16 protein-coding genes and 1 pseudogene are annotated in these 18,823 nt (G+C 73.8%); 8 read left to right on the plus strand and 9 right to left on the minus strand.

The genetic code is table 11. The features are described 5' to 3' along the window. Nucleotides 1-1,097 (plus strand): annotated as a pseudogene (locus ACBR40_RS44880) (hypothetical protein); the annotation flags it as partial. Between the two features lie 9 nt (nt 1,098-1,106). On the opposite strand, the gene ACBR40_RS44885 reads toward ACBR40_RS44880, so the two are convergent. Beyond that, nucleotides 1,107-3,857 (minus strand): AAA family ATPase, encoded by a 2,751-nt coding sequence (locus ACBR40_RS44885; protein WP_371252669.1) that lies wholly within the window; start codon nt 3,855-3,857, stop codon nt 1,107-1,109. A gap of 102 nt (nt 3,858-3,959) precedes the next feature. Between ACBR40_RS44885 and ACBR40_RS44890 the strand changes: the two genes are divergently transcribed. Beyond that, complete coding sequence (locus ACBR40_RS44890) at nt 3,960-4,577, plus strand: LysE family translocator (protein WP_344209941.1); 618 nt, start codon at nt 3,960-3,962, stop codon at nt 4,575-4,577. Between the two features lie 5 nt (nt 4,578-4,582). Then, complete coding sequence (locus ACBR40_RS44895) at nt 4,583-5,122, plus strand: TetR/AcrR family transcriptional regulator (protein ID WP_344209943.1); 540 nt, start codon at nt 4,583-4,585, stop codon at nt 5,120-5,122. Here ACBR40_RS44895 and ACBR40_RS44900 read toward each other — a convergent pair. From ACBR40_RS44900 to ACBR40_RS44930, 7 genes are all read right to left on the minus strand, one after another. After that, on the minus strand, nt 5,119-6,099 hold the full coding sequence (locus ACBR40_RS44900) for an MBL fold metallo-hydrolase (RefSeq protein WP_371252670.1): 981 nt from the start codon (nt 6,097-6,099) through the stop codon (nt 5,119-5,121). The genes ACBR40_RS44895 and ACBR40_RS44900 overlap by 4 nt on opposite strands. 191 nt (nt 6,100-6,290) lie before the next feature. Further along, nucleotides 6,291-7,487, minus strand: coding sequence for a hypothetical protein (locus ACBR40_RS44905; protein ID WP_344209947.1), 1,197 nt, complete (start codon nt 7,485-7,487; stop codon nt 6,291-6,293). Nucleotides 7,488-7,496: 9 nt separating this feature from the next. Beyond that, entirely contained in the window at nt 7,497-7,877 is a 381-nt protein-coding gene (locus ACBR40_RS44910; RefSeq protein ID WP_091080659.1) for a RidA family protein, read from the minus strand. A gap of 16 nt (nt 7,878-7,893) precedes the next feature. Beyond that, nucleotides 7,894-8,961, minus strand: coding sequence for an alanine racemase (locus ACBR40_RS44915; RefSeq protein ID WP_371252671.1), 1,068 nt, complete (start codon nt 8,959-8,961; stop codon nt 7,894-7,896). A gap of 54 nt (nt 8,962-9,015) precedes the next feature. Then, nucleotides 9,016-10,602, minus strand: a complete 1,587-nt coding sequence (locus tag ACBR40_RS44920) for an amidohydrolase family protein (RefSeq protein WP_371252672.1) — start codon at nt 10,600-10,602, stop codon at nt 9,016-9,018. Between the two features lie 8 nt (nt 10,603-10,610). Then, nucleotides 10,611-14,093 (minus strand): DUF4153 domain-containing protein, encoded by a 3,483-nt coding sequence (locus ACBR40_RS44925; RefSeq protein WP_371252673.1) that lies wholly within the window; start codon nt 14,091-14,093, stop codon nt 10,611-10,613. After that, the gene (locus tag ACBR40_RS44930) at nt 14,090-14,773 is read right to left on the minus strand and encodes a response regulator transcription factor (RefSeq protein ID WP_329584468.1); all 684 of its coding nucleotides are present in this window, start codon (nt 14,771-14,773) and stop codon (nt 14,090-14,092) included. Before ACBR40_RS44930 ends, ACBR40_RS44925 begins: the two co-directional genes overlap by 4 nt. Nucleotides 14,774-14,845: 72 nt before the next feature. On the opposite strand from ACBR40_RS44930, the gene ACBR40_RS44935 reads away from it, so the two are divergent. The 5 genes from ACBR40_RS44935 to ACBR40_RS44955 all read left to right on the plus strand — a co-directional run bounded on the left by ACBR40_RS44935 (nt 14,846) and on the right by ACBR40_RS44955 (nt 18,468). Next, nucleotides 14,846-15,718 carry an arylamine N-acetyltransferase gene (locus ACBR40_RS44935; protein WP_371252674.1) on the plus strand — a complete coding sequence of 291 codons (873 nt, stop codon included), beginning with the start codon at nt 14,846-14,848 and terminating at the stop codon, nt 15,716-15,718. Between the two features lie 57 nt (nt 15,719-15,775). Further along, nucleotides 15,776-16,846 carry a protein kinase gene (locus tag ACBR40_RS44940; protein ID WP_371252675.1) on the plus strand — a complete coding sequence of 357 codons (1,071 nt, stop codon included), beginning with the start codon at nt 15,776-15,778 and terminating at the stop codon, nt 16,844-16,846. Nucleotides 16,847-16,946: 100 nt separating this feature from the next. Next, nucleotides 16,947-17,483 carry an RNA polymerase sigma factor gene (locus ACBR40_RS44945; protein WP_371252676.1) on the plus strand — a complete coding sequence of 179 codons (537 nt, stop codon included), beginning with the start codon at nt 16,947-16,949 and terminating at the stop codon, nt 17,481-17,483. Continuing rightward, the gene (locus ACBR40_RS44950) at nt 17,476-18,168 is read left to right on the plus strand and encodes a hypothetical protein (protein ID WP_371252677.1); all 693 of its coding nucleotides are present in this window, start codon (nt 17,476-17,478) and stop codon (nt 18,166-18,168) included. The genes ACBR40_RS44945 and ACBR40_RS44950 overlap by 8 nt, the downstream gene beginning before the upstream one ends. Nucleotides 18,169-18,279: 111 nt before the next feature. Then, nucleotides 18,280-18,468 (plus strand): hypothetical protein, encoded by a 189-nt coding sequence (locus ACBR40_RS44955; protein ID WP_344209968.1) that lies wholly within the window; start codon nt 18,280-18,282, stop codon nt 18,466-18,468. A 34-nt stretch (nt 18,469-18,502) separates the two neighbouring features. On the opposite strand, the gene ACBR40_RS44960 is transcribed toward ACBR40_RS44955, so the two are convergent. Beyond that, on the minus strand, nt 18,503-18,820 hold the full coding sequence (locus ACBR40_RS44960) for a DUF3817 domain-containing protein (RefSeq protein ID WP_344209970.1): 318 nt from the start codon (nt 18,818-18,820) through the stop codon (nt 18,503-18,505). Nucleotides 18,821-18,823 lie beyond the last annotated feature (3 nt).

The raw sequence follows: 18,823 nt of genomic DNA on the forward strand, positions 1-18,823 counted from the left end.
CCCCCGGCCAGAGCCAGGGAGCAGCCGTCCCGGGACCGGGACACGACCCGGCGCAGGGACAGGGCTTCCCGCCTGCCCCGGGTTTCCCTCCGGGCCAGGGGGTTCCCGCCCCAGGACCGGGCCACGACCCGGCTCAAGGACAGGGCTACCCGCCCGCTCAGGGCTTCCCTCCCGGACAGGGCCACCCGCAGGGACAGGGTTACGGGCCCGGACAGGGTTACGGGCCCGGGCAGGGTTACGGCCCCGGGCAGCAGCAGGGGCACCCGCAGCCGCAGGGGGTTTCGGGGGCGCAGGCCGCCCCGATGGGGTACGGCCAGCCGCCCGCCCCGGGCGGCAACCCGTACGGGCCGTACCCCCCGTACGGCCCTCCGCCCAAGCGCCGCAACACCGGCCTGATCATCACCCTCTGCGTCGTCCTGGGCGTGCTCCTCCTCGGCGGCGGCACCGTCGGCGTGATCGCCTACCTCAACCGCGCGGACCCGGCCACCACGACCGCCCTCACCACCACCGCCCCGACCCACGCCCCGTCGGAGCCGCAGCAGTCGGCGGCCCCGTCCGACGCCCCCACGTCCGACCCGGACCCCAGCCCCTCATCCACGACCGCCCCGCCCTCCTCGGCCGAGTCCCCGCTCCGGCACGACGAGTTCAAGGACTGGAACTTCCAGCTCGGCAGCGTCAAGTTCGCCGCCCAGAAGGTCGCCGGCTGGACCTACGACACGTGCGACGCCGTGGACGGCGAGGGCGTGCTGGCCAAGTACGACTGCCAGAGCGCCGTCCAGCTCGCCTACTCCGCGTACGGCGGCCACCTCAAGGCGGTGCAGCTCATCATGGCCTTCCCGTCCACGGCCGACGCCAAGAGCGCCTCCAACCGCCTGCAGAAGCTCACCTCCGACGCCGTGAAATGGCGTACGGACAAGACCCACAAGAAGTACACGTACGGCAAGATCCTGTCCGGCTCGGCCCTGAAGTACGTGCTGGTCACGATCGTCACCGCGGACAGCTCGGCGGCCAAGGCCAAGGCGTCGAAGTTCCAGGCGTACCTGCAGACCGACCACGCGAACTACTTCGTCATGCGCGGCGAGGCCCTGACGAGCTGACGGGACGGGCTACAGCAGCCCGGCCCGGCGGGCGGACGCCGCGGCCTGGGTGCGGGTGGCGGCCTCCAGCTTGGCCAGGATGTTCGACACGTGTACGCTCACCGTCTTCTGCGCGATGAACAGCCGCTCGGCGATCTCCCGGTTGGTCAGCCCCTCGGCGACCAGGCGCAGCACCTCCAGCTCGCGCGCGGTCAGCGAGCCCGGGCCAGCCGGACCGCCCCCGCCGCCGAAGCGGGCCCGGCGGCCGAACTCGGTGAGGGCGTTCTCCAGCGGCGTCGCCCGCAGCTTGCCCGCCGTCTCCCTCGCCAGCTCCCACTCCGCCTGCGCCGCCTCGCGCTCGCCGTGGACGAGCAGGGCCTCGGCCAGCCGCCAGCGGGAGCGGGCCACCTCGTACACGAAGCCGAAGTCGAAGGCCGCGACGACCCGGCGCCACAGCTCGACGTCGTGCCGCCCGTGGGCGCGGTGCCACTCGGCCTCGGCCCGCAGCCCCCAGGCCAGCCCCTCGGGCCCGAGATGCCCGGGCTGCCCCGCGGGGCCGTGCTCGACCGCGAAGCGGGCCCGTTCGAGCAGGTCGTCGGCCTCGGCCCGGTCGAAGTCGCCGAGCTCGGTCATGGCGGCGAGCCCGAGCGCGGACAGCCGGATCGCCCCCGCCTCGCCGGGAGTGAGCGGCGCCAGCGCAGCGCGTACGTGCTCCAGGGCCGCCACTGGGTCGCCCTGCCAGAGCGCGTGGTCGGCGGCGAGCCCCCGGGACATGTAGGCGACCAGGTCGTCGGACCAGAAGGGCCGCAGCCAGCTCAGCCTGCTCTCCACGCCGGGCAGCCCCCGCCCGACCTCGACGAAGAGCGAGAACGACGACAGCGTGGCCTCCGGCTGGGTGCCCACCCGCACGGGGAAGGTGGCCGCGACCGCCTCGGCCTGGTCCCACTCGCCGGCCACGTAGTGGATGAGGAAGCGCAGGAAGCGCAGGTCGGTGCCGTAGGTGCTCCACTTGAGCCCGGTGTCGAGCGCCATCCTGATGCCGTCGTCGGCGACCTCGGCGGCGTCGTCGAGCCGGCCCTGCTCGTAGTGGATGCGCGCGTGGTGGAAGCGGGCGCGCAGGTCCATCGCGAGGTCGCAGGTGGTGAGGCCGGAGGCGGTCTCGATCAGCTCGTGGGCGCGGGCGATGTCGCCGTGGTATTCGCGGTAGGTGGCCAGCGTGAGCAGCGCGCCGACCTCGGCGTCGGCGGCCCCGGCGGCGCGGGCGGTGTCGAGCGCGCGGGTGGCGAGGGCCTCGACCTCCTTGAGCCGCGGGCTCCAGAACAGGGTGCGGGCGTGGGTGGCGAGGGCGCGGGCGAGGTCGGCGTCGTTGTCGGCGCTCGCGACGGCGCGCTCGGCGGCGGCGATGGCGCCGGCCGGGTCGTCGGTCTCCCACAGGTAGTAGGCCAGGCGCTCGCTCACCTCGGACGTAGGCGGCAGCGCGCGCAGCTGGACCACGGCGCGGTGGTTGTCGCCGCTGTCGGCGGCCATGATCGCGCTGCGGAAGGCCAGCGCGGCGCGGCTCTCGCCGGTCAGCCCGGCGGCGTCCTCGACCTGGTCCCACAGGCTGAGCGCCCGGTCGTAGTGGCTGTGGGCCTCGGCGGGCGCGCCCAGCCGTTCGGCGAGCCGGCCCGCCTCGGCGGACGCCTTGAGCGCGCCCGCGAGGTCGTGGCCGGCGAGGTAGTGGTGGGCCAGCTCGGCGGGCGCGGTGAGCAGGCGGGCGAAGGCGGCGTGCAGCCGGGTGCGCTCGCCGGGCAGCAGGTCGGTGTAGACGGCCTCCTGCAGCAGCGCGTGGCGGAAGGTGTAGCCGAAGCCGTCGACCCGGAGCAGCCCGCGCGAGACGATCTCCCTGACCGCCTCCTCGAACTCGGCCAGCGGCAGCCCGGACACCTCGCGCAGCAGCTCGTCCTCCACCCGGCGGCCGGCCACGGCGGCGGCCCGCAGCACCCGCTGGCTCTCCTCGGACAGCACCTCGACGCGGGACATCAGCAGGCTGGCCAGCCCGTCGGGCAGGTTGTCGCCCTCCGCGAGCGCCGCGAACAGCTCCTCGGCGTAGAACGGGTTGCCGTCGGCCCGCGCGACGATCTCGCCCAGCTCCTGGGCGCCCACCCGGCCCATCGTGGCGACATAGTCTGACAAATCGCCCGAGCTGAGCGGCCCCAGCTCCACGCCCGTCACCGTGGGCAGCCGCTTGAGCTCGGCCAGCACCGACCGCAGCGGATGGCGGCGGTGCAGATCGTCGGTGCGGTAGGTGCCCATGACGCAGACCTGCTCGGCCTGGAGCATGCGGCTGAGGAAGACCAGCAGGTCGCGGGTGGAGCGGTCGGCCCAGTGCAGGTCCTCGATCACGAACAGCACCGGCTGTACGTCGGCCAGCAGCCCGAGCAGCGAGCCGAACAGCCGCTGCTGGGTGAGCCCGGCGGAGGGCGCGCTCTCGGTGCCGGGCAGGAGCTGGCCCAGCAGGGGGTGGGCGGCGGCGGACTCCCGCACCGCGGGCTCGGCGCCGCGCAGCGCGTCGGCCAGCGGCAGGTAGGGCAGCGCGTCGCCGAGCTCGGCGCACTGGCCGACGAGCACGTGGAAGCCCCGCTCGCGGGCCCGCGTCACCAGCTCGCCGACCAGCCGGGTCTTGCCGATCCCCGCGTCGCCGCCGACGAGCGCGACGCCGGCCGTGCCTTCTGTGGCGGACTCCAGCACCCGCACGAGTCTGTCCAGCTCAACCGAGCGCCCGACGAGAAGTCCGTTCACGCCACAACTATGCCACGCCGGGCCGACACCTTATTTGGTCCGGAAAATCGGCTTCCCATTGGCCCGGACGTCAGGACCAAAGCCGACCTATGCTTCGGAGCCGTGATCTCCCTCACGGCGTACGCCTTCTTCGTCACCGCCGCGCTCGCCCTCGTGCTGATCCCCGGCCCGAACCACCTCTACATCACCGCCCGCGGCCTGGCCCAGGGCCGGACGGCGGCGCTGGCCAGCGCCCTCGGCGTGGAGGCCGGCACGCTGGTGCACATCGCCGCCGCCGCGGCGGGGCTGTCGTACCTGATCTCGCGGTCGGCGACGCTGTTCGCGGTCGTGAAGTGGGCGGGCGTGGCCTACCTCGGCTACCTGGCCTTCCGCGCGTTCACCGGCGGCGGGCAGGAGGAGGGCGCCACGCCGCCCCCGCAGCCGCTGCGCAAGGTGTTCCTGGAAGGGATGCTGGTCAACGTGCTCAACCCCAAGGTGGCGCTGTTCTTCCTGGCGTTCCTGCCGCAGTTCGTCCGTCCCGAGGCGGGCTCGCCCGCGCTGCAGATCGTGCTGTTCGGCCTGACGCTGCTGCTGCTCGGCCTGCTGTCGGACCTCGTGTACGCCTGGACCGCCGGCGCGCTCGGCGGCCGGCTGCGGAGCCGGGCGAGGACCCTGCGTCGCCTCAGCGGCGTGGTCTACCTGGGTCTCGGCGTGGCCACGGCGTTCGCCGGGAGAAAATGAGGCGCATGGCCCCGAGGAAACAGCAGGAGATCTTCGACGCGACGTTGCGGCTGGTCGCCGAGAAGGGCTACGACGGGCTTACCGTCGAGGGCGTCGCCGAGCGGTCGGGCGTCAACAAGACGACGATCTACCGGTGGTGGCCGTCCAAGGCCGCGCTGCTCGGGGCGGCGCTGGTGGAGTCCGACGTGCTGGGGTTCGAGCCGGTCGACACGGGCAGCCTGCGCGGCGACCTCGTGGCGCTGGTGGAGGGCGTGATCCGGCTGCTCACCGAGCCGCCGGCCGCGGACATCGCGCTGGCCGCGCTCGCCGCCGCCGTCCGCCACCCGGAGCTGGACGCCCGCCACTTCTTCGCCGACCGCCTCGCGAAGGAGCGGGAGATCTTCGAACGGGCCGCGCGGCGCGGCGAACTGGCCGCCTCGGCCGATCCGATGCTGGTGATCGACCTGCTGGCGGGGGCGGTGTGGGCGCGGGTGGTCCTGCGCGGGCTGCGCGCGCCGGACGACTTCGCCGCCAAGGTCGTCTCGGCCCTGCTCGACGGCGTCTAGCTCCTGCGCGGAGCCTGGCCGCCGGCCGCCTCCTGATCCTGGGCGATGCGGCCGCGCAGCATGACCTCCATGACCTTCATGAAGCGCTGCGCCCTGGCACGGCCGATGATGAACGGGTTCGCCGTCCTCGTCGGGTCGGCGCGCAGCTCCTCGATGCGCGCCAGGCCGTGGTCGGCCCCGCCGTGGTTGTTCAGCTCGACCTCCACCCCCGCCCGCCGCATCGTGGCCGCGAAGTCGAGGACGGAGGACAGGGTCGCGCGCTTGCCCTCGATCGCGGCGGGCGGATTGGTGCCGCCCCACAACATCGCGGTGTGCCGGCGCCCCTTCCAGCGCACCGGGAAGATCGGCGAGACGGTGCCCGGCGTGTGCCCGGGAGTGTGGTGGAAGGTGACCGTGGTGTCCCCGAGGGTGAGTTTCTGTCCGTCGGCGATCACCAGGTCCCGCTTGGGCGCGTTGGCGGGGCGTTCGGCGGCGACGAGGTCCCAGTCGGCCCGGCTCATCAGGACGCGGGCGCCGTACCGGTCCGCCAGGAGCTGCGCGCCGCCGAAGTGATCGTCGTGCCCGTGGGCGACCACCACGTACTTGATCTGGGCGGGGTCCGCGCCCACGGCGCGCAGCCCCGGAACGATGATCTTCTCGGCGTCGTCGGGCGAGCCCATCGCGTCGATGAGGATGACGCCCCGGGAGGTGAGCAGCGCCGTGGCCTGGACGAAGCTGGTGCCCAGCACCGCGACGTCGTCGAAGATCCGCATCGGTGCGAGGGGCTTCGCGGTCGGCATCGTCAGGTCCGGCCCGAGCGCTTTGACCAGGGCCCGCAGGACCGGGTCGTGGCCGGCCAGCCTGGCCGCGCGGTCGTAGTAGCGCTGCGCGCTCTCCGGGGCGGCGGCCGACGCCTCAGCCGGGCGGCCCGCCAGCGGCAGGAGGGCAGCCGCGGCCAGCAACGCGCGGCGAGACGGAACGGACTGTCCGAAGGACATGGGTGGGACACCTGCTTTCAGGGGCTGCGGAACTCGATGCGACCGGCCCCGATGGACGTCGATGCAGGCCCAGCAGACCAGAGGTGATCACAGACGTCCAATAGTGGTATGGGAGGCCCAGCGATAAGGAAGCGAATATCGAAGCTGGTCAGGGCCGCACGGTCCGGTGCGCGGGGCCGCTTTCCCCCGGCCTAGAGGGCTTCGGCGAGCGCGGCCGGGATGCGGTCGAGCACCGGATGCGGGGCCAGCCCGTACGCGTAGAAGTCGACCGCGAGCGCCCCCGCCGCCTTGGCCGCCCGCGCCTTGGCCACGAGCCGGTCGAGCGAGTCGCTGTCGGGATGGCCGGGCCGCAGCACCGCCCGCACCTCGCGGTCCTTGCCGACCGAGCGCAGGTAGGCGCCCACGTCGTCGGCCACCCGCGCCGCGTCGCGGGCGTAGGCCAGCACGCCGAACGCCGGCACCAGATCGCCCAGCGCCACCAGGTCGACGCCGAGCTGCCAGGCGTCGTGCGCGGCCAGGCCGGGCGTGGGCAGACCGTCGGCGTAGCCCTTGACGGCGCCCGTGGAGTCGATGAACACCAGCTTGGAGCCTTCCTCGGCGACCGCCGACGCCACCTCCGAGACCAGCGTCGTGACGGTCTCCGAGCGGGCGCGGGCGTAGGCCACGACATCGGGCCCCGCGTACGCGGTGAGCGCCGCCCGGGTCACCTCGCCCTGCGCGGGCGGGTCGCCGTCGAGCACCCGCCCCACGATGCGCGCGCACTCCTCGCGCGCCATCTCGGCGTCCACGCCCAGGTCGGCGGCGCGGCGCAGGCAGTAGTCGCAGAAGCAGAGGCCGAACAGGTAGGCGTCCATCGGCCCGAGCGGCACGAACGACCGCTCGGCCGCGAGCGGCTGGAAGTGCAGCGCCTCGGCCACCACGCTCTCGACGCCGAGCCGCGCCACGGCCCTGGCCAGCGCGACGGCGTATTCGCGCACGTCGGGGTGGGCGGGGCACAGGTCGGCGGGTGAGCCGCGGTCGCCGAAGCAGTCGCGTACGGTGACGTCGGGATGCTCGGTGCCGAGCGTCGCGTTGCGCAGGAAGACCGTCCAGCCGTGCAGCTTCATGGACCGCTTCGCGCACGCCTCGCGCAGGCCGTCGAGCACGGCGGCGTGACCGGGCACCGGCCACAGCCGCCGGCCGTCGAACAGCTCGGCCGGCGGGGTGAAGTGCGCCGCGTCGTGGCGTACGGTCAGCCTGGACAGCCCGTGCGGGGTGACGTCGCGGGCGGCGTGGTGCGCGACGCCGACGGTGACGCCGGCGACGCCGTACCCGCTGATCCTGTCGAGCACCCGCTCGACGCCCTCACCGCGCAGATCCTCGGCGAAGACGTATACCGAACTGTCCACGAGCGAACTTTACGCGCTCTTGTGCGCGACGAAGTCGATCTCCACCAGGATGCCCAGGAGCTGGGAACCCACCGTGGTGCGCACGGGGTAGGGAGCGTTGAAGTACGACTTGTAGACCTCGTTGTAGGCGGCGAAGTCGCGCTCGACGTGCTGCAGGTGGACCGTGGACTTCACCACGTCGTCGAAGCCGAGCCCGTGCGCGGCGAGGATCGCGCCGAGGTTGCGCATGACCTGATGGGTCTGGGCGGCCACGTCGTCGCCGACGAGCTCACCGGTGTGCGGGTCGAGCGGCCCCATGCCCGAGGTGAAGACGAAGTCGCCCACCACGAGGCCCTGCGAGTAGGCGCCGATGGGGGCGGCGCCTTCGCTGGTGCGAAGCTCCTTTTTCACGTAACGCTCCAAAAAGTCAGTGGAAATCGGTGCTGAGCGTGCCTACGACACGGTAGTCCTCGTCCACCACGGGCAGCATCCGCCACTTGTCGAAAGCCGTGCAGGGATGGGAGATGCCGAAGGACACCAGGTCACCGGGCACGAGCCCGTCGGCGCGCAGCAGCGTGTGCTGGTCCTGCATCTTGAGCACGGTCACGCCGTCGCGGTGCGGGATCGGCAGGCCCTCGTCGTAGGGGGCGTCGCGCTTGCCCATGCCGACGATCGCGAGGCCGGGCTCCGGCACCGACAGCACGTACGCCCACACCTCCAGCGCCGGGCGCAGCTCGCCGCCGATGCGGGTGAACGGGGTGCGCTCGCGGTAGTAGCCCTCGTCGTGGGTGACGTACGCGCCGCTGCGCAGCAGGATCCGGGCCTGGACGGCGGCCAGCTCGCGCCCGATCACATCGAACCACTGGCTGCCGCCGACGGAGAGGATCGGGTTGCGGACGCGCAGGTGCTCCAGGGCCTCGGTCAGCGTGTCCAGATATTTCCGTACGTGGTGGGCGTCCGGCAGGCCGCCCTCGTACCCGGCCACCCCGGCGACCTCGACCCCTGGCGTCTTCGCCGCGTGCGCCGCCACCCGCAGGAACTCCTCCAGCGTGCGGCACCCGGCCCGGCCGCCCGCGTGCCCCAGCTCCACCAGCACCCGGAACGGCCGTTCCCCGGCGTGCTCGGCGAGGATGTCGACGCCTGCCACGGAGTCGGCGAAGCTCAGGAACTCGAATCCGGGATCCGCCGCCAGCTCCGCCGCCGCCCAGTCGAGCCCGGCCCCGCTCACGACCTGGTTGGCCACCACGATCCGCCGGGCGCCGAAGGCCCGGACCGCGCGGGCCTGGCGGGTGTCGGCCACGGTCAGCCCCCACGCGCCCGCCGCGAGCTGCAGCTCCGCGATCTCCTTCGACAGGTGCGTCTTGGCGTGCGGCGCCAGCTCCATGCCGTGGTCGCGGGCGAAGGCCGCCATCGTCGCGATGTTGTGCTCCAGCGCGTCCCGGCGCACCACCATCAGCGGAAACTCGTAGTCGCCCTCGAAGAGCACTGCAGACACGGGACCCCCTCCATCCGCGTCCGACCCTATTACAGTGATCATGATCGGCGGCGGTCAGGGACGTAGCGCGCGGCCGGGGAGTGCCCCGGTCAGCTCGCCCCCGGCCAGCACCGGGACGCCCGACACGAGCACGTCGGCGACGCCGGTCGCGAGCTCGCGCGGCTCGGCGTACGTGGCCCGGTCGGCCACGGTGGCCGGATCGATCACCACCAGGTCGGCGGCGAACCCCGTACGCACCAGCCCCCGGTCGCTCAGCCCGAAGCGGCGGGCGGGATGCGCGGCGAGGTGCACGGCGGCCTGCTCCCACGTCCAGTCGCCCAGCTCCCTGACATGCCGGCCGAGGAACCGGGCGAAGGCCCCGAACCCGCGCGGATGCGGATGACCGCCGACGTAGATGCCGTCGGAGCCGCCGGTGTGGGACGGGTGGCGCAGCATGCGGCGTACGGACTGCTCCCCCTCGGGCCCCTCGTCCGGGCGGGCCGACACGACGCCCGCCTCCAGCCGCGTCTCGATGAGCAGGCGGCGGCACAGCTCGGCCGGGGACACCCCCGCCCGCTCGGCCGCCGCCACCACGGTCAGGCCCTCCGTCCACTCCATGCCGGGGGCGTGCGAGACGGTCAGCCGGGGCCAGGTGGCGTCGAGCCCGGGCCACCACTCGTCCAGGTCGGCGGCGGCGATCAGCTCCAGCGCCCGGCCGGTCTCGGCGGCGGGCACGGACGGCGGCAGGACCACCATCGCCAGGATCGTGTTGCCCCGCAGGTAGGGGTAGGTGTCGAAGGACAGGTCGACGTCGCGGGCGAGCGCGTCGCCGACCAGCGGCAGCAGCACGTCGGCCGGGCCGTGCAGGTGGGAGACGTGCACGGCGGCGCCCGACCGGGAGGCGATGTCCACGACCTCGGCCATGCCGACCCCGGCACCGGGTCCGTAGGCGCGCATGTGGGTGACGTAAGGGAGGCCGCCGAGCGGCCGGCACAGCGCGGCCAGCTCCTCGGCGTCGGCGTAGCGGCCCGGCAGGTATTCCAGCCCGGTGGACAACCCGGCCGCGCCCTCCGCCAGGCCGCGCTCGACCCGCCTCAGCATCGCGGCCAGGTCGTCGGCGGAGGCCGGGGCGGACGAGGGGCCCATGACGTCGTAGCGGATCGTGCCGTGGGGCAGCAGGTAGGCGGTGTTGACCGCGACCGCCCGGTCGTAGGAGCCCAGCAATTCCGCGACGCTCAGCGGCCCCTCGCGCAGCGGCTCCTCATACGGCGGGCCCTCACCCGGCGCCCCCGCCCTCAGCCGGCTTTCGTGCAGGGGGCCGTTGACGGCGGCGAAGTAGCGGGAGGCGTAGGCGACCGTCTCGGCCGAGCCGGGCGCGAACGACAGGCCGTCCTGGCCGAGCACGAACGTCGTCACCCCCTGCCGCAGCGCGGCCCGCTGCACCGCCGGGTCGAAGACGGCCGCGTCGCCGTGCGCGTGGCAGTCGACGAACCCCGGCGCGACGAACCGGCCGCTCGCGTCGATCACCGTCGCCGCCTCGGCGGTCTCCAGCCGGCCCACGGCCGCGACGCGGTCGCCGCTCACCGCCACGTCGGCCCGGAACGGCGGGGCTCCCGTGCCGTCGAGCACCCTGCCGCCCCGGATGATCACGTCGAAGCTCACCCCGAGATTCAATCAGAGGAGTACGACCGGCGCTGGCCGCAATCCGCCCTCCTGTAGACAGGGTGTGCGGCCAGCAGGTCGCGGGCCTGCGCGCGGGCCAGATTCCAGCCGTTCCAGGGGTCCGGCCGGTCCAGCTCGTTGGCCGAGACCACGTCGGCCAGCACGCAGCTCCGCTGCGGCTCCGGCAGCCGGTCGAGCGCCGGCACCGCCTCCGCGCCGAGATCGCCCAGGTAGTCGGAGTCCAGGTTGGCGACGCCACGCACCTCGACCTGCGTGGCCGCGACCCGCAGATCCGGGTTGACCAGCGCGAACGCGCCCAGTCCGAGCCCCGTCACCAGCACGATCGTCCGCGGCAGCCAGCCCGAGCCGCGTCCCGCCAGGCGGGCCGCCCCGGCCAGCAGCACCAGCGCGAACACCGCCCCCAGCCACCAGACCGTGGCCTGCACCGACAGCCGCAGCCGGGACAGGCCGTAGGCGTCGGTGTAGAGGTTCATCCGGTGCAGGGCCGAGGCCAGCACCACCATGGTCAGGCCGCAGAGCACGCCCAGCAGCCCGGCCAGCACCCAGCGCTCCCGCCGCCCGGTACGCAGCAGCCCGGCCGCCGCCGCCACGATGCCGAGCACGAACACGCTGACCACGACGAGCTGGAAGAAGCCCTGCCTGGCGTACTCGGCGTAGGTCAGCCCGGCCGTCCGCAGCACCAGCGTGTCGCCGCCGAACAGCGCCGTGATCTGCACCGCCACGAACGACGCGAACAGCAGGTTCACCGCCGTGAGCGGCACCAGCCACACGCTCCTGCTCACCGCGAACTTCCGCTGCGGGCCCACCGGGTCGTTCACGGGCCGCAACGCGACCAGCACCACGGCCGCCAGCAGCACGGCGAACAGCACGAACAGCACGATCCGCCCCGGTATCGACTCCGCCCACGCGGGGGCGGTCACCAGGCGCTCGGCGTACGAGGCGAACACCGCGTCCGCCGAGGCGAACAGCAACCCGAACACCAGCAGCAGCACCGCCGTGATCCCGAGCGCCGCCACAGTCGGCAGCACCCGCCGCCGGGCCGTGAGCTTCTTCAACGGCCCGGCCAGGAACCACGGCACCGGGCCCAGCGCCAGCAGCACCGACAGGCCGCCCCTCAGCACCCCGAGCCAGCCGGCCCCGGCCCCCGACACCGCCAGCGCGCCAAGCCCGGCCCCCGCCACGAGCAGGATCCCCACCAGCCAGTCGGCGTCCCGCACCGCCGCCATCGAGATCAGCCCGTACGCGGTGAGCCCGAACGCCACCGACCACGGCGTCATCCGCCTGGCCACGGCCGGCAGCGCCGCCGCGCCGAGCACCATCGACACGAGCACGATCCCCAGCCCGACCTGCGCCTCCGGCAACGCCACGGCCGCGAACACCCCGCCCCCGCCGGCCGCCGGCAACAGCCAGCGCGGCGGCGTCGGCAACTCGGGCCGAGGAAACAACGGCGGCGGCACGTACGAGGGCGGCCCGTAACCCGGCCCGTGCGAGGGCGGCCCGTACGACGGAGGCCCGTACGACGGCGGCCCATGACCCGCGCCCCGCCCCTGCGGCCCGCCCGGCACCTCCCCCATCGGAACCCCACCCCACAACACCGGCCCCACAGCCTCGGACACCCCCACCGGCTGCCCGGAAGCTTGACCCCCGGGCCTCGGCGTCGTGGCAGCCGCAGCATGCGCGGGCTGCGCGGCATGCGCGGGCTGCGCGGGCGGTGTGGGCTGGGAAGTGCCGGGCACCGCGGACGTGCCTGCGGTCACCGCCGCGCCCGGCGTCACGGCCGCGCTGCCCGTCGCCGCCATTGGACCAGGCGTCATGGCTGCGCCTGGCGTCGCCGCTGAACCAGGCCTCACGGCTTCGCTCGCCTGCGCCGCTGCGCCCTGCGTCGCAGCTGTGGCCGGCGTCGCAGTGGGACCGGTTTGCGTCGCTTGTTCCCCGGGTGTCGCCGGGGGATCCGTCGGTTGTCCCTCTGTGCTCATCGCAGCCCCGCTTTCCTGTCCCGCATATGTCATCGGTCGCGCCGGATGGACCGGCCGCGCCACCTGAGCCATCTGGTACGCCAACGCCGCCGCCCGCCGGGCCGAGCCCGCGCCCAGGGCCGCGCCGAACGCGCCCACCCCCGCCGTGCACAGAACGAGCGTCACGAGCGCCAGCCCGTCCGAGACGGCCACGCTGACGAACACGGCGGCGAAGATCCCGAGCAGGAAACCGACCATGATCCCGACAACCCCGCCGCCGACCACCCGTACGAGCCCCGAGCCCGGCGTCGGCACGGGCACCCCCGCCCCCCCCCCCCCCCCCCGACCGGGAGCCACGACCCCAGCCGCAACGGGCATCCGGCCCTCGGCCGCGGGCTCCAGCACGGGTTCGCCGACTTCCACCGCAAGGGGCGCCCGCCCGCCTTCCGCGGCCACCGCACCCCCGGCCTCGGTCGACGGCGAAAGACCGTCCACCCGCACGGGAGCGTCCTGAGCCGACTCCGGCATCGTCCTCCCTGGTAACTCGACGACCATGCGGCACCCCGCCCCCTCGTCGATCCGCACCGCTCCCCCGTGCAGCTCGACGATCTCCTTCACGATGGCCAGCCCGAGCCCGGCCCCGCCGGAGTCGGCGGCCCGCCCGGAGTCCAGGCGGGAGAACCGTTCGAACACCCGCCCCCGCTCCGCCTCCGGGATGCCGGGCCCGTGGTCGGCGACGGCGACCCGTACGCCGGCCCCGTGCGCCGCCCCGCTGACGGTGACCACCCCGCCGGACGGGCTGTGCCGCACGGCGTTGTCCAGGAGGTTCGCGAGGACCTGCGCGAGCAGGTCGGGGTCGGCCCGCACGACCAAGCCCGCCGGCACCTCGGCGCGGATCGCGACGTCCTCCCTGGCCAGCCCGGCCTCCCGCACGGCCTGGTCGACGAGCGGCGCGAGGGTCACGGCCTCGGCCTCGATGAGCCGCGCCCCGCTGTCCAGCCTGGACAGGTCGAGGAGCTGCGCGACGAGCCGGCCGAGCCGTTCGGTCTGGGCGAGCGCGGTGGCCATGGTGACGGGGTCGGGCGCGGAGACGCCGTCCACGACGTTCTCCAGCACGGCGCGCAGGCCGGTGATGGGCGTGCGCAGCTCGTGGCTGACGTTGGCGACCAGCTCGCGCCGCTGGCGGTCCACCTCGCCGAGGTCGGCCGCCATGGCGTTGAACGCCCTGGCCAGCTCGCCCACCTCATCCCGCGAGGTGGCGCTGACCCGCAGCTTGTAGTGGCCCTTGGCGATGGTCTGGGCGGCGCGGGCCATCTGGCGCAGCGGCTTGGTCATCCCCATGGCGAGGAGCTGCACCATGATCAGCGCCAGCACGACGGCGACCGCGATGCGCACCTCACGCGACAGCCCCGAGTTGATCCCGACCTCGTTGACCACGAAGGCGGTGCCGACGGCGAGCACGATGACGATGCCGAGCTTGACCTTGATCCGGCCCAGGAAGTCGAGCGGCCTCATCGCCGTACCAGGGCGTAGCCGACGCCGTGCACGGTCCGTACGACGTCGGGGCCGAGCTTGCGGCGCAGCGCCCGTACGTGGCTGTCGACCGTCCTGGTGGCGGCGGCCTCGGAGAAGCCCCACACGTCCGACAGCAGCCGGTCGCGCTCGAAGACCTGTCCAGGCCGCTCGGCGAGCCGCCGCAGCAGGTCGAACTCGGTACGGGTGAGCTGCGCCTCGCTGCCGCGCACGAACACCCGGCGGGCGGCGGTGTCGATCTCGACCTCGCCCACCCTGATCACGGTGTCCTCGGCGGCGAGCTGGGCGGCCCGCTCCACCCGGCGCAGCAGCGCGTGGATGCGCGCGACGAGCTCGCGCATGCTGAACGGCTTGGCGAGGTAGTCGTCGGCCCCGACGCCCAGCCCGACCAGGACGTCGGTCTCGTCGCCGAGCGCGGTCAGCATGAGCACGGGCACCGGCCGGGCGGCCTGCATGCGCCGGCACACCTCCAGCCCGTCCAGGCCGGGCAGGAGCCGGTCGAGGATCACCAGGTCGGGCTCGGCCCTCGCGTACTGGACGAGGGCGTCCTGCCCGTCGCCCGCCACCCGGACGTCGAACCCCTCGGCGGCCAGGCGGTTCCGTACGGCCAGGGCGATCGTCCGGTCGTCCTCGACCACGAGAATGCGTCGCTGCTCTGCCACGTACGGAAGCGTAGAAGCGGGCTGTGCAGACCACACCTCCTTAAGCGTGCACATACAGTGCAGACTTGGCAGGTGACCATCGCCGCTTACCTCGGCCGCATCGGCCTGCCCCACCTGCTCGGCGCGCCCGCCACCGCCGACAACCTGCGCGCCCTGCACGCCGCGCACGTCGAGAAGGTCGCCTACGAGGCTCTGGAGATCTGGCTCGACCGCTCCACGTCCGTTGACCCCGCCGAGTCCGTCGCGCGCATCGTGCGCGGCCGGGGCGGCTACTGCTTCCATCTGAACGGCGCGTTCCACTCCCTCCTGGCGGCGCTCGGTTACGACGTGACCCGGCACGTCGGCGGCGTGCAGTCGCGTGGCGACGAGCCGAACGTCGGCGCCAACCACCTGGTGCTCACGGCCCGCGGCCTGCCCTCGCCGGAGAACCCGGGCGGCGAGTGGCTGGTTGACGTGGGGCTCGGCGACGCCCTGCACGAGCCGCTGCCGCTGGTGGCGGGCGCCTACCGGCAGGGGCCGTTCACGTACGGGCTGCGCCCGTCGGAGATCGCGCCCGGCGGATGGCGGCTCGACCACGATCCGAGTGGCTCGTTCCTGGGGATGGACTTCGGTCCGGCTCCGGCGGAGATGTCCGCGTTCGAGAAACAGCACCACCATCTGACGACGTCGCCGGAGTCCGGGTTCGTCCGGATCTGCTCGGTTTCGCGGCGCGACGGGTCGGGCGTGGACCAGCTGCGCGGGCTCACGCTGTCCAGGATCGGCTCGTCCAGGATCGGCGGCGCGAGCGGTCAGGAGCTCACCCTGGACACCGCGCGCGACTACTTCGCGGCCCTCGCCGACGTCTTCGTCCTGCCGCTCGACGACGTGAGCGCGGAGGAGAAGGACCGGCTGTGGCGCAGGCTGTACAGCGCGCACGAGTCCTGGCTGGCCGGCCGGGCGACGTGACGGCCGCGAGCGGAAGGGTGCGGGGCTGGATGGTTCCGGGCGGACGTGGAGGTCGTCATGCACCTGGACATGGGAGGGCCCGGCAAGCCGGCCGGTCGTTACCGCCTGCTCGACCCTTCGGCGGCGGGCCCTGAGCGCCCGGCCTTCGACGAGTCCGGCCGCCGTGAGGTGACGGTCAGGGAGCTGCGCCTGCCGGCCGAGCTGCGCGCGGCGGCGCTGCACCGGGCGCGCGCGGCGGCGGCGCTGCGGCATCCGTCGATCGTGCGGGTGCTCGACGTGGTGACGCAGGACGACGCGCCGTGGCTGGTCATGGAGCCCGTGGCGGGGACGACGCTGGAGTCCGCGGTGAATTCGCGCGGGCCTCTTCCCGTGGTGCAGGCGGCCAGGGCGGCGGTGGGCGTGCTGGCGGCGCTGACGGCCGCGCACGCGGCGTCGTACGTGCACGGCAACGTCGAGCCGGGCCACGTGCTGCTGACGGCGGGCGGGCGGGCGATGCTGACCGGGTTCGGGCTGCCGACCAGGAGCACCTGGCCGTCGGCCGACCTGTGGTCACTGGGGGCGACGCTGCACTTCGCGGTCGAGGGCCGACCGCCCGGCGCGTCACCGGCGGCCGGTCCCGAGCCGCTCAGGTCGCTGGTCAGGGCGATGCTGAACCCGTCGGGCCCGCCGCCGGTGGAGGTGATCCGCGAGACGCTGGAGCGGCTGGCCGTGGACCGGCCGCTGGACCGGCTCATCGAGGCGCTCGGGCCGCTGCCGCGCGCCGAGGTGGCGGCGATCGGCCTGGCGGTGGCCGAGCGCTTGCGCCAGGGGCAGGGGCCGCACGGCGGGGTGCACCCCGGGAACGTTCTAGTGGACGACCGCGGCCGGGCGACGCTGCTGCCGTCCGTGCGGTCGGGGACGCCGCCCGCGTACGCGGCCCCGGAGGGCGGGCCCAGCCCGGCGGCCGACCTGTGGTCGCTGGGGGCCACGCTGTACGCCGCGCTGGAAGGCCGGTCGCCCGCGCCCGGTGCGCCCATGACCCGGGCCGGCGTGCTGGGCCCGCTGCTGTTCCGGCTGCTGTCGCCCGATCCCGCGGCGCGGCCGTCCCTGGAGGAGGTCGCCGCCGGGCTGAGCGCGATCGGCCGGTGAAAGCGATCCGGGGCTTCGGGCAATCAGTGGTGACCGTTTCAGCGCAACCGAACGGAGAACCACGCGTGACCCCAGCACGAACGCCGTCGAGGCCGCCCGCATGAACGCACCCACCCATCCAGCGCTGGACCTGGACCAGATCTTCGACACGTACTTCTCGGAGATCCACCGCTACATCGCCAGGCGGCTCTCCAGGGACGACGCCGACGACCTGGCGGGCGAGGTCTTCCTCGTCGCCGCGCAAGGCGGATACGAGCCGTCGCGCGGCGACGTCAAACCCTGGCTGTACGGCATCGCCACCAAGCTCATCGCACGGCATCACCGCAGCGAGGTCCGCCGATGGAGGGCGCTCAGCCGGACGGTGGAGCGCGAGGCGCACAGCCACGAGGACACGACGCTCGCACGGGTCACGGCCGGCGCGCTCACCGGCAGGCTCGCGGGGGCGCTTGCCAGGCTGAACAGGGGCGATCGGGACGTGGTGCTGCTGGTGGCGCTGGGCGGCTTCACCCACCAGGAGGTCGCGACCGCCCTGGAGATCCCGTACGGCACCGTCGCGTCCCGGCTCAGCCGGGCGCGCAAGCACCTGCGCTCGGCACTGGGCGACGTCAACCCGCTGGAGAGGAGCCACGATGGATGAGATCACCCTGCTCGCCCAGGCGATCCCGGACGAGCCGCCGCCTTCGGCCGAGACCGTGGCCAGGGCGCGGGCGCGGCTGGCCACCCGCCACGGCGCGGCACGTCGGGCCCGCCCGCGCTGGGGTTGGGGCTGGACGGCGGGCGCCGCCCTCGCCACCGCGGCGGTCGTCACGGCCGTCGTCATGGCGGTGTCGAACCTGACCGTCGTCACCGGCCCCGCGTCCCCGCCCTCGCCCCCGCCCGCCTTCGAGGAGCCGCCCCGCGCCTACAAGGGGCTGAACCTCCTGGCGGCGACGGCCGGGCCGCGCTCGGCGACGAAGGCGCGCCTCCGCTTCCGCCCCACGAGCGAGAACGTCAAGCTCGTCATCTTCTGCCAGGTGCCCGGCTCGATCTTCTTCACCCATGAGGGTACGAGCAGCGCCGCCGGCACCTGCGGCCCCGGCGGCGGGCTCAGCATGCTCGCGGACAAGGCGTACGAGCCGGGCTGGCTCGGCCGCGACCACGAGGTCACGGTGTGGGTCTTCCCCCCCGACGCCCCCGTCGCGCGCGGACGCGGCGCGTGCCCGTCGAAGGACGCGTGCGAGGGAAAGCACGAGCTGTCCGGCCCGAAGGCGGCCGACCGGCTGGCCGCCGAACTCGGCGAGCGTCCCGGGGCCTGGTCGGTCGCGGCGTACGACAGAGACTGACCCTTTCGCGATACATCGCGAAGGGGAACCCCCAGGGCGTCCCGCTCGTTGGATCGGCGACGCAGAATATGAGAAGAGGCGGGGCGTGCGCTCCGCGTTCGGAGGAAGAGGATGTCGCCAATCCAGAAATACGCCATCGGCGCGGGCATCGCCGTCCTGGTCTCGCTGTTCTTCTCGAAGTGGGTCGCCCTGGCGGTGGTGCTGCTCGTGGTCGGCGGTCCGGTGGTCGGCTACCTGATGCTCGACCCCTCGCAGCGCGAGCGGCTGAAGAGGGCGCGCCGGCGCGGGATCGGCCGCTGAGCTCCGGGCGGCGGGGGCCGGTCCCGCAGGGGACTCAGGCCTCCGCCGCGGCCGGCGCGGCGGCCGACTGGACGCGCTCGGTCACCTTGCGTTCGATGAAGAACGACAGGAAGGGCACGGTGCCGCCGAGCATGACGCCCAGCATGTAGGGCCACGACCAGCGCGCCTTCATGCCGAGGTTCATGACCGCGACCAGATAGAGCATGTAGAGCCCGCCGTGGATCGGTGCGGTGATCTTCGACAGGGTGGGGTTGCCGAAGCCGTAGCGCAGCACCATGGCGGCGCACAGGATGAGCAGCATGCAGCCGACGACGTAGGCGAGCACCCGGAAGGGCTTCAGAGCCGATTCCACGTT

The sequence above is a fragment of the Nonomuraea sp. AD125B genome (assembly GCF_041402765.1).
Classification (GTDB): Bacteria; Actinomycetota; Actinomycetes; order Streptosporangiales; family Streptosporangiaceae; genus Nonomuraea; species Nonomuraea bangladeshensis.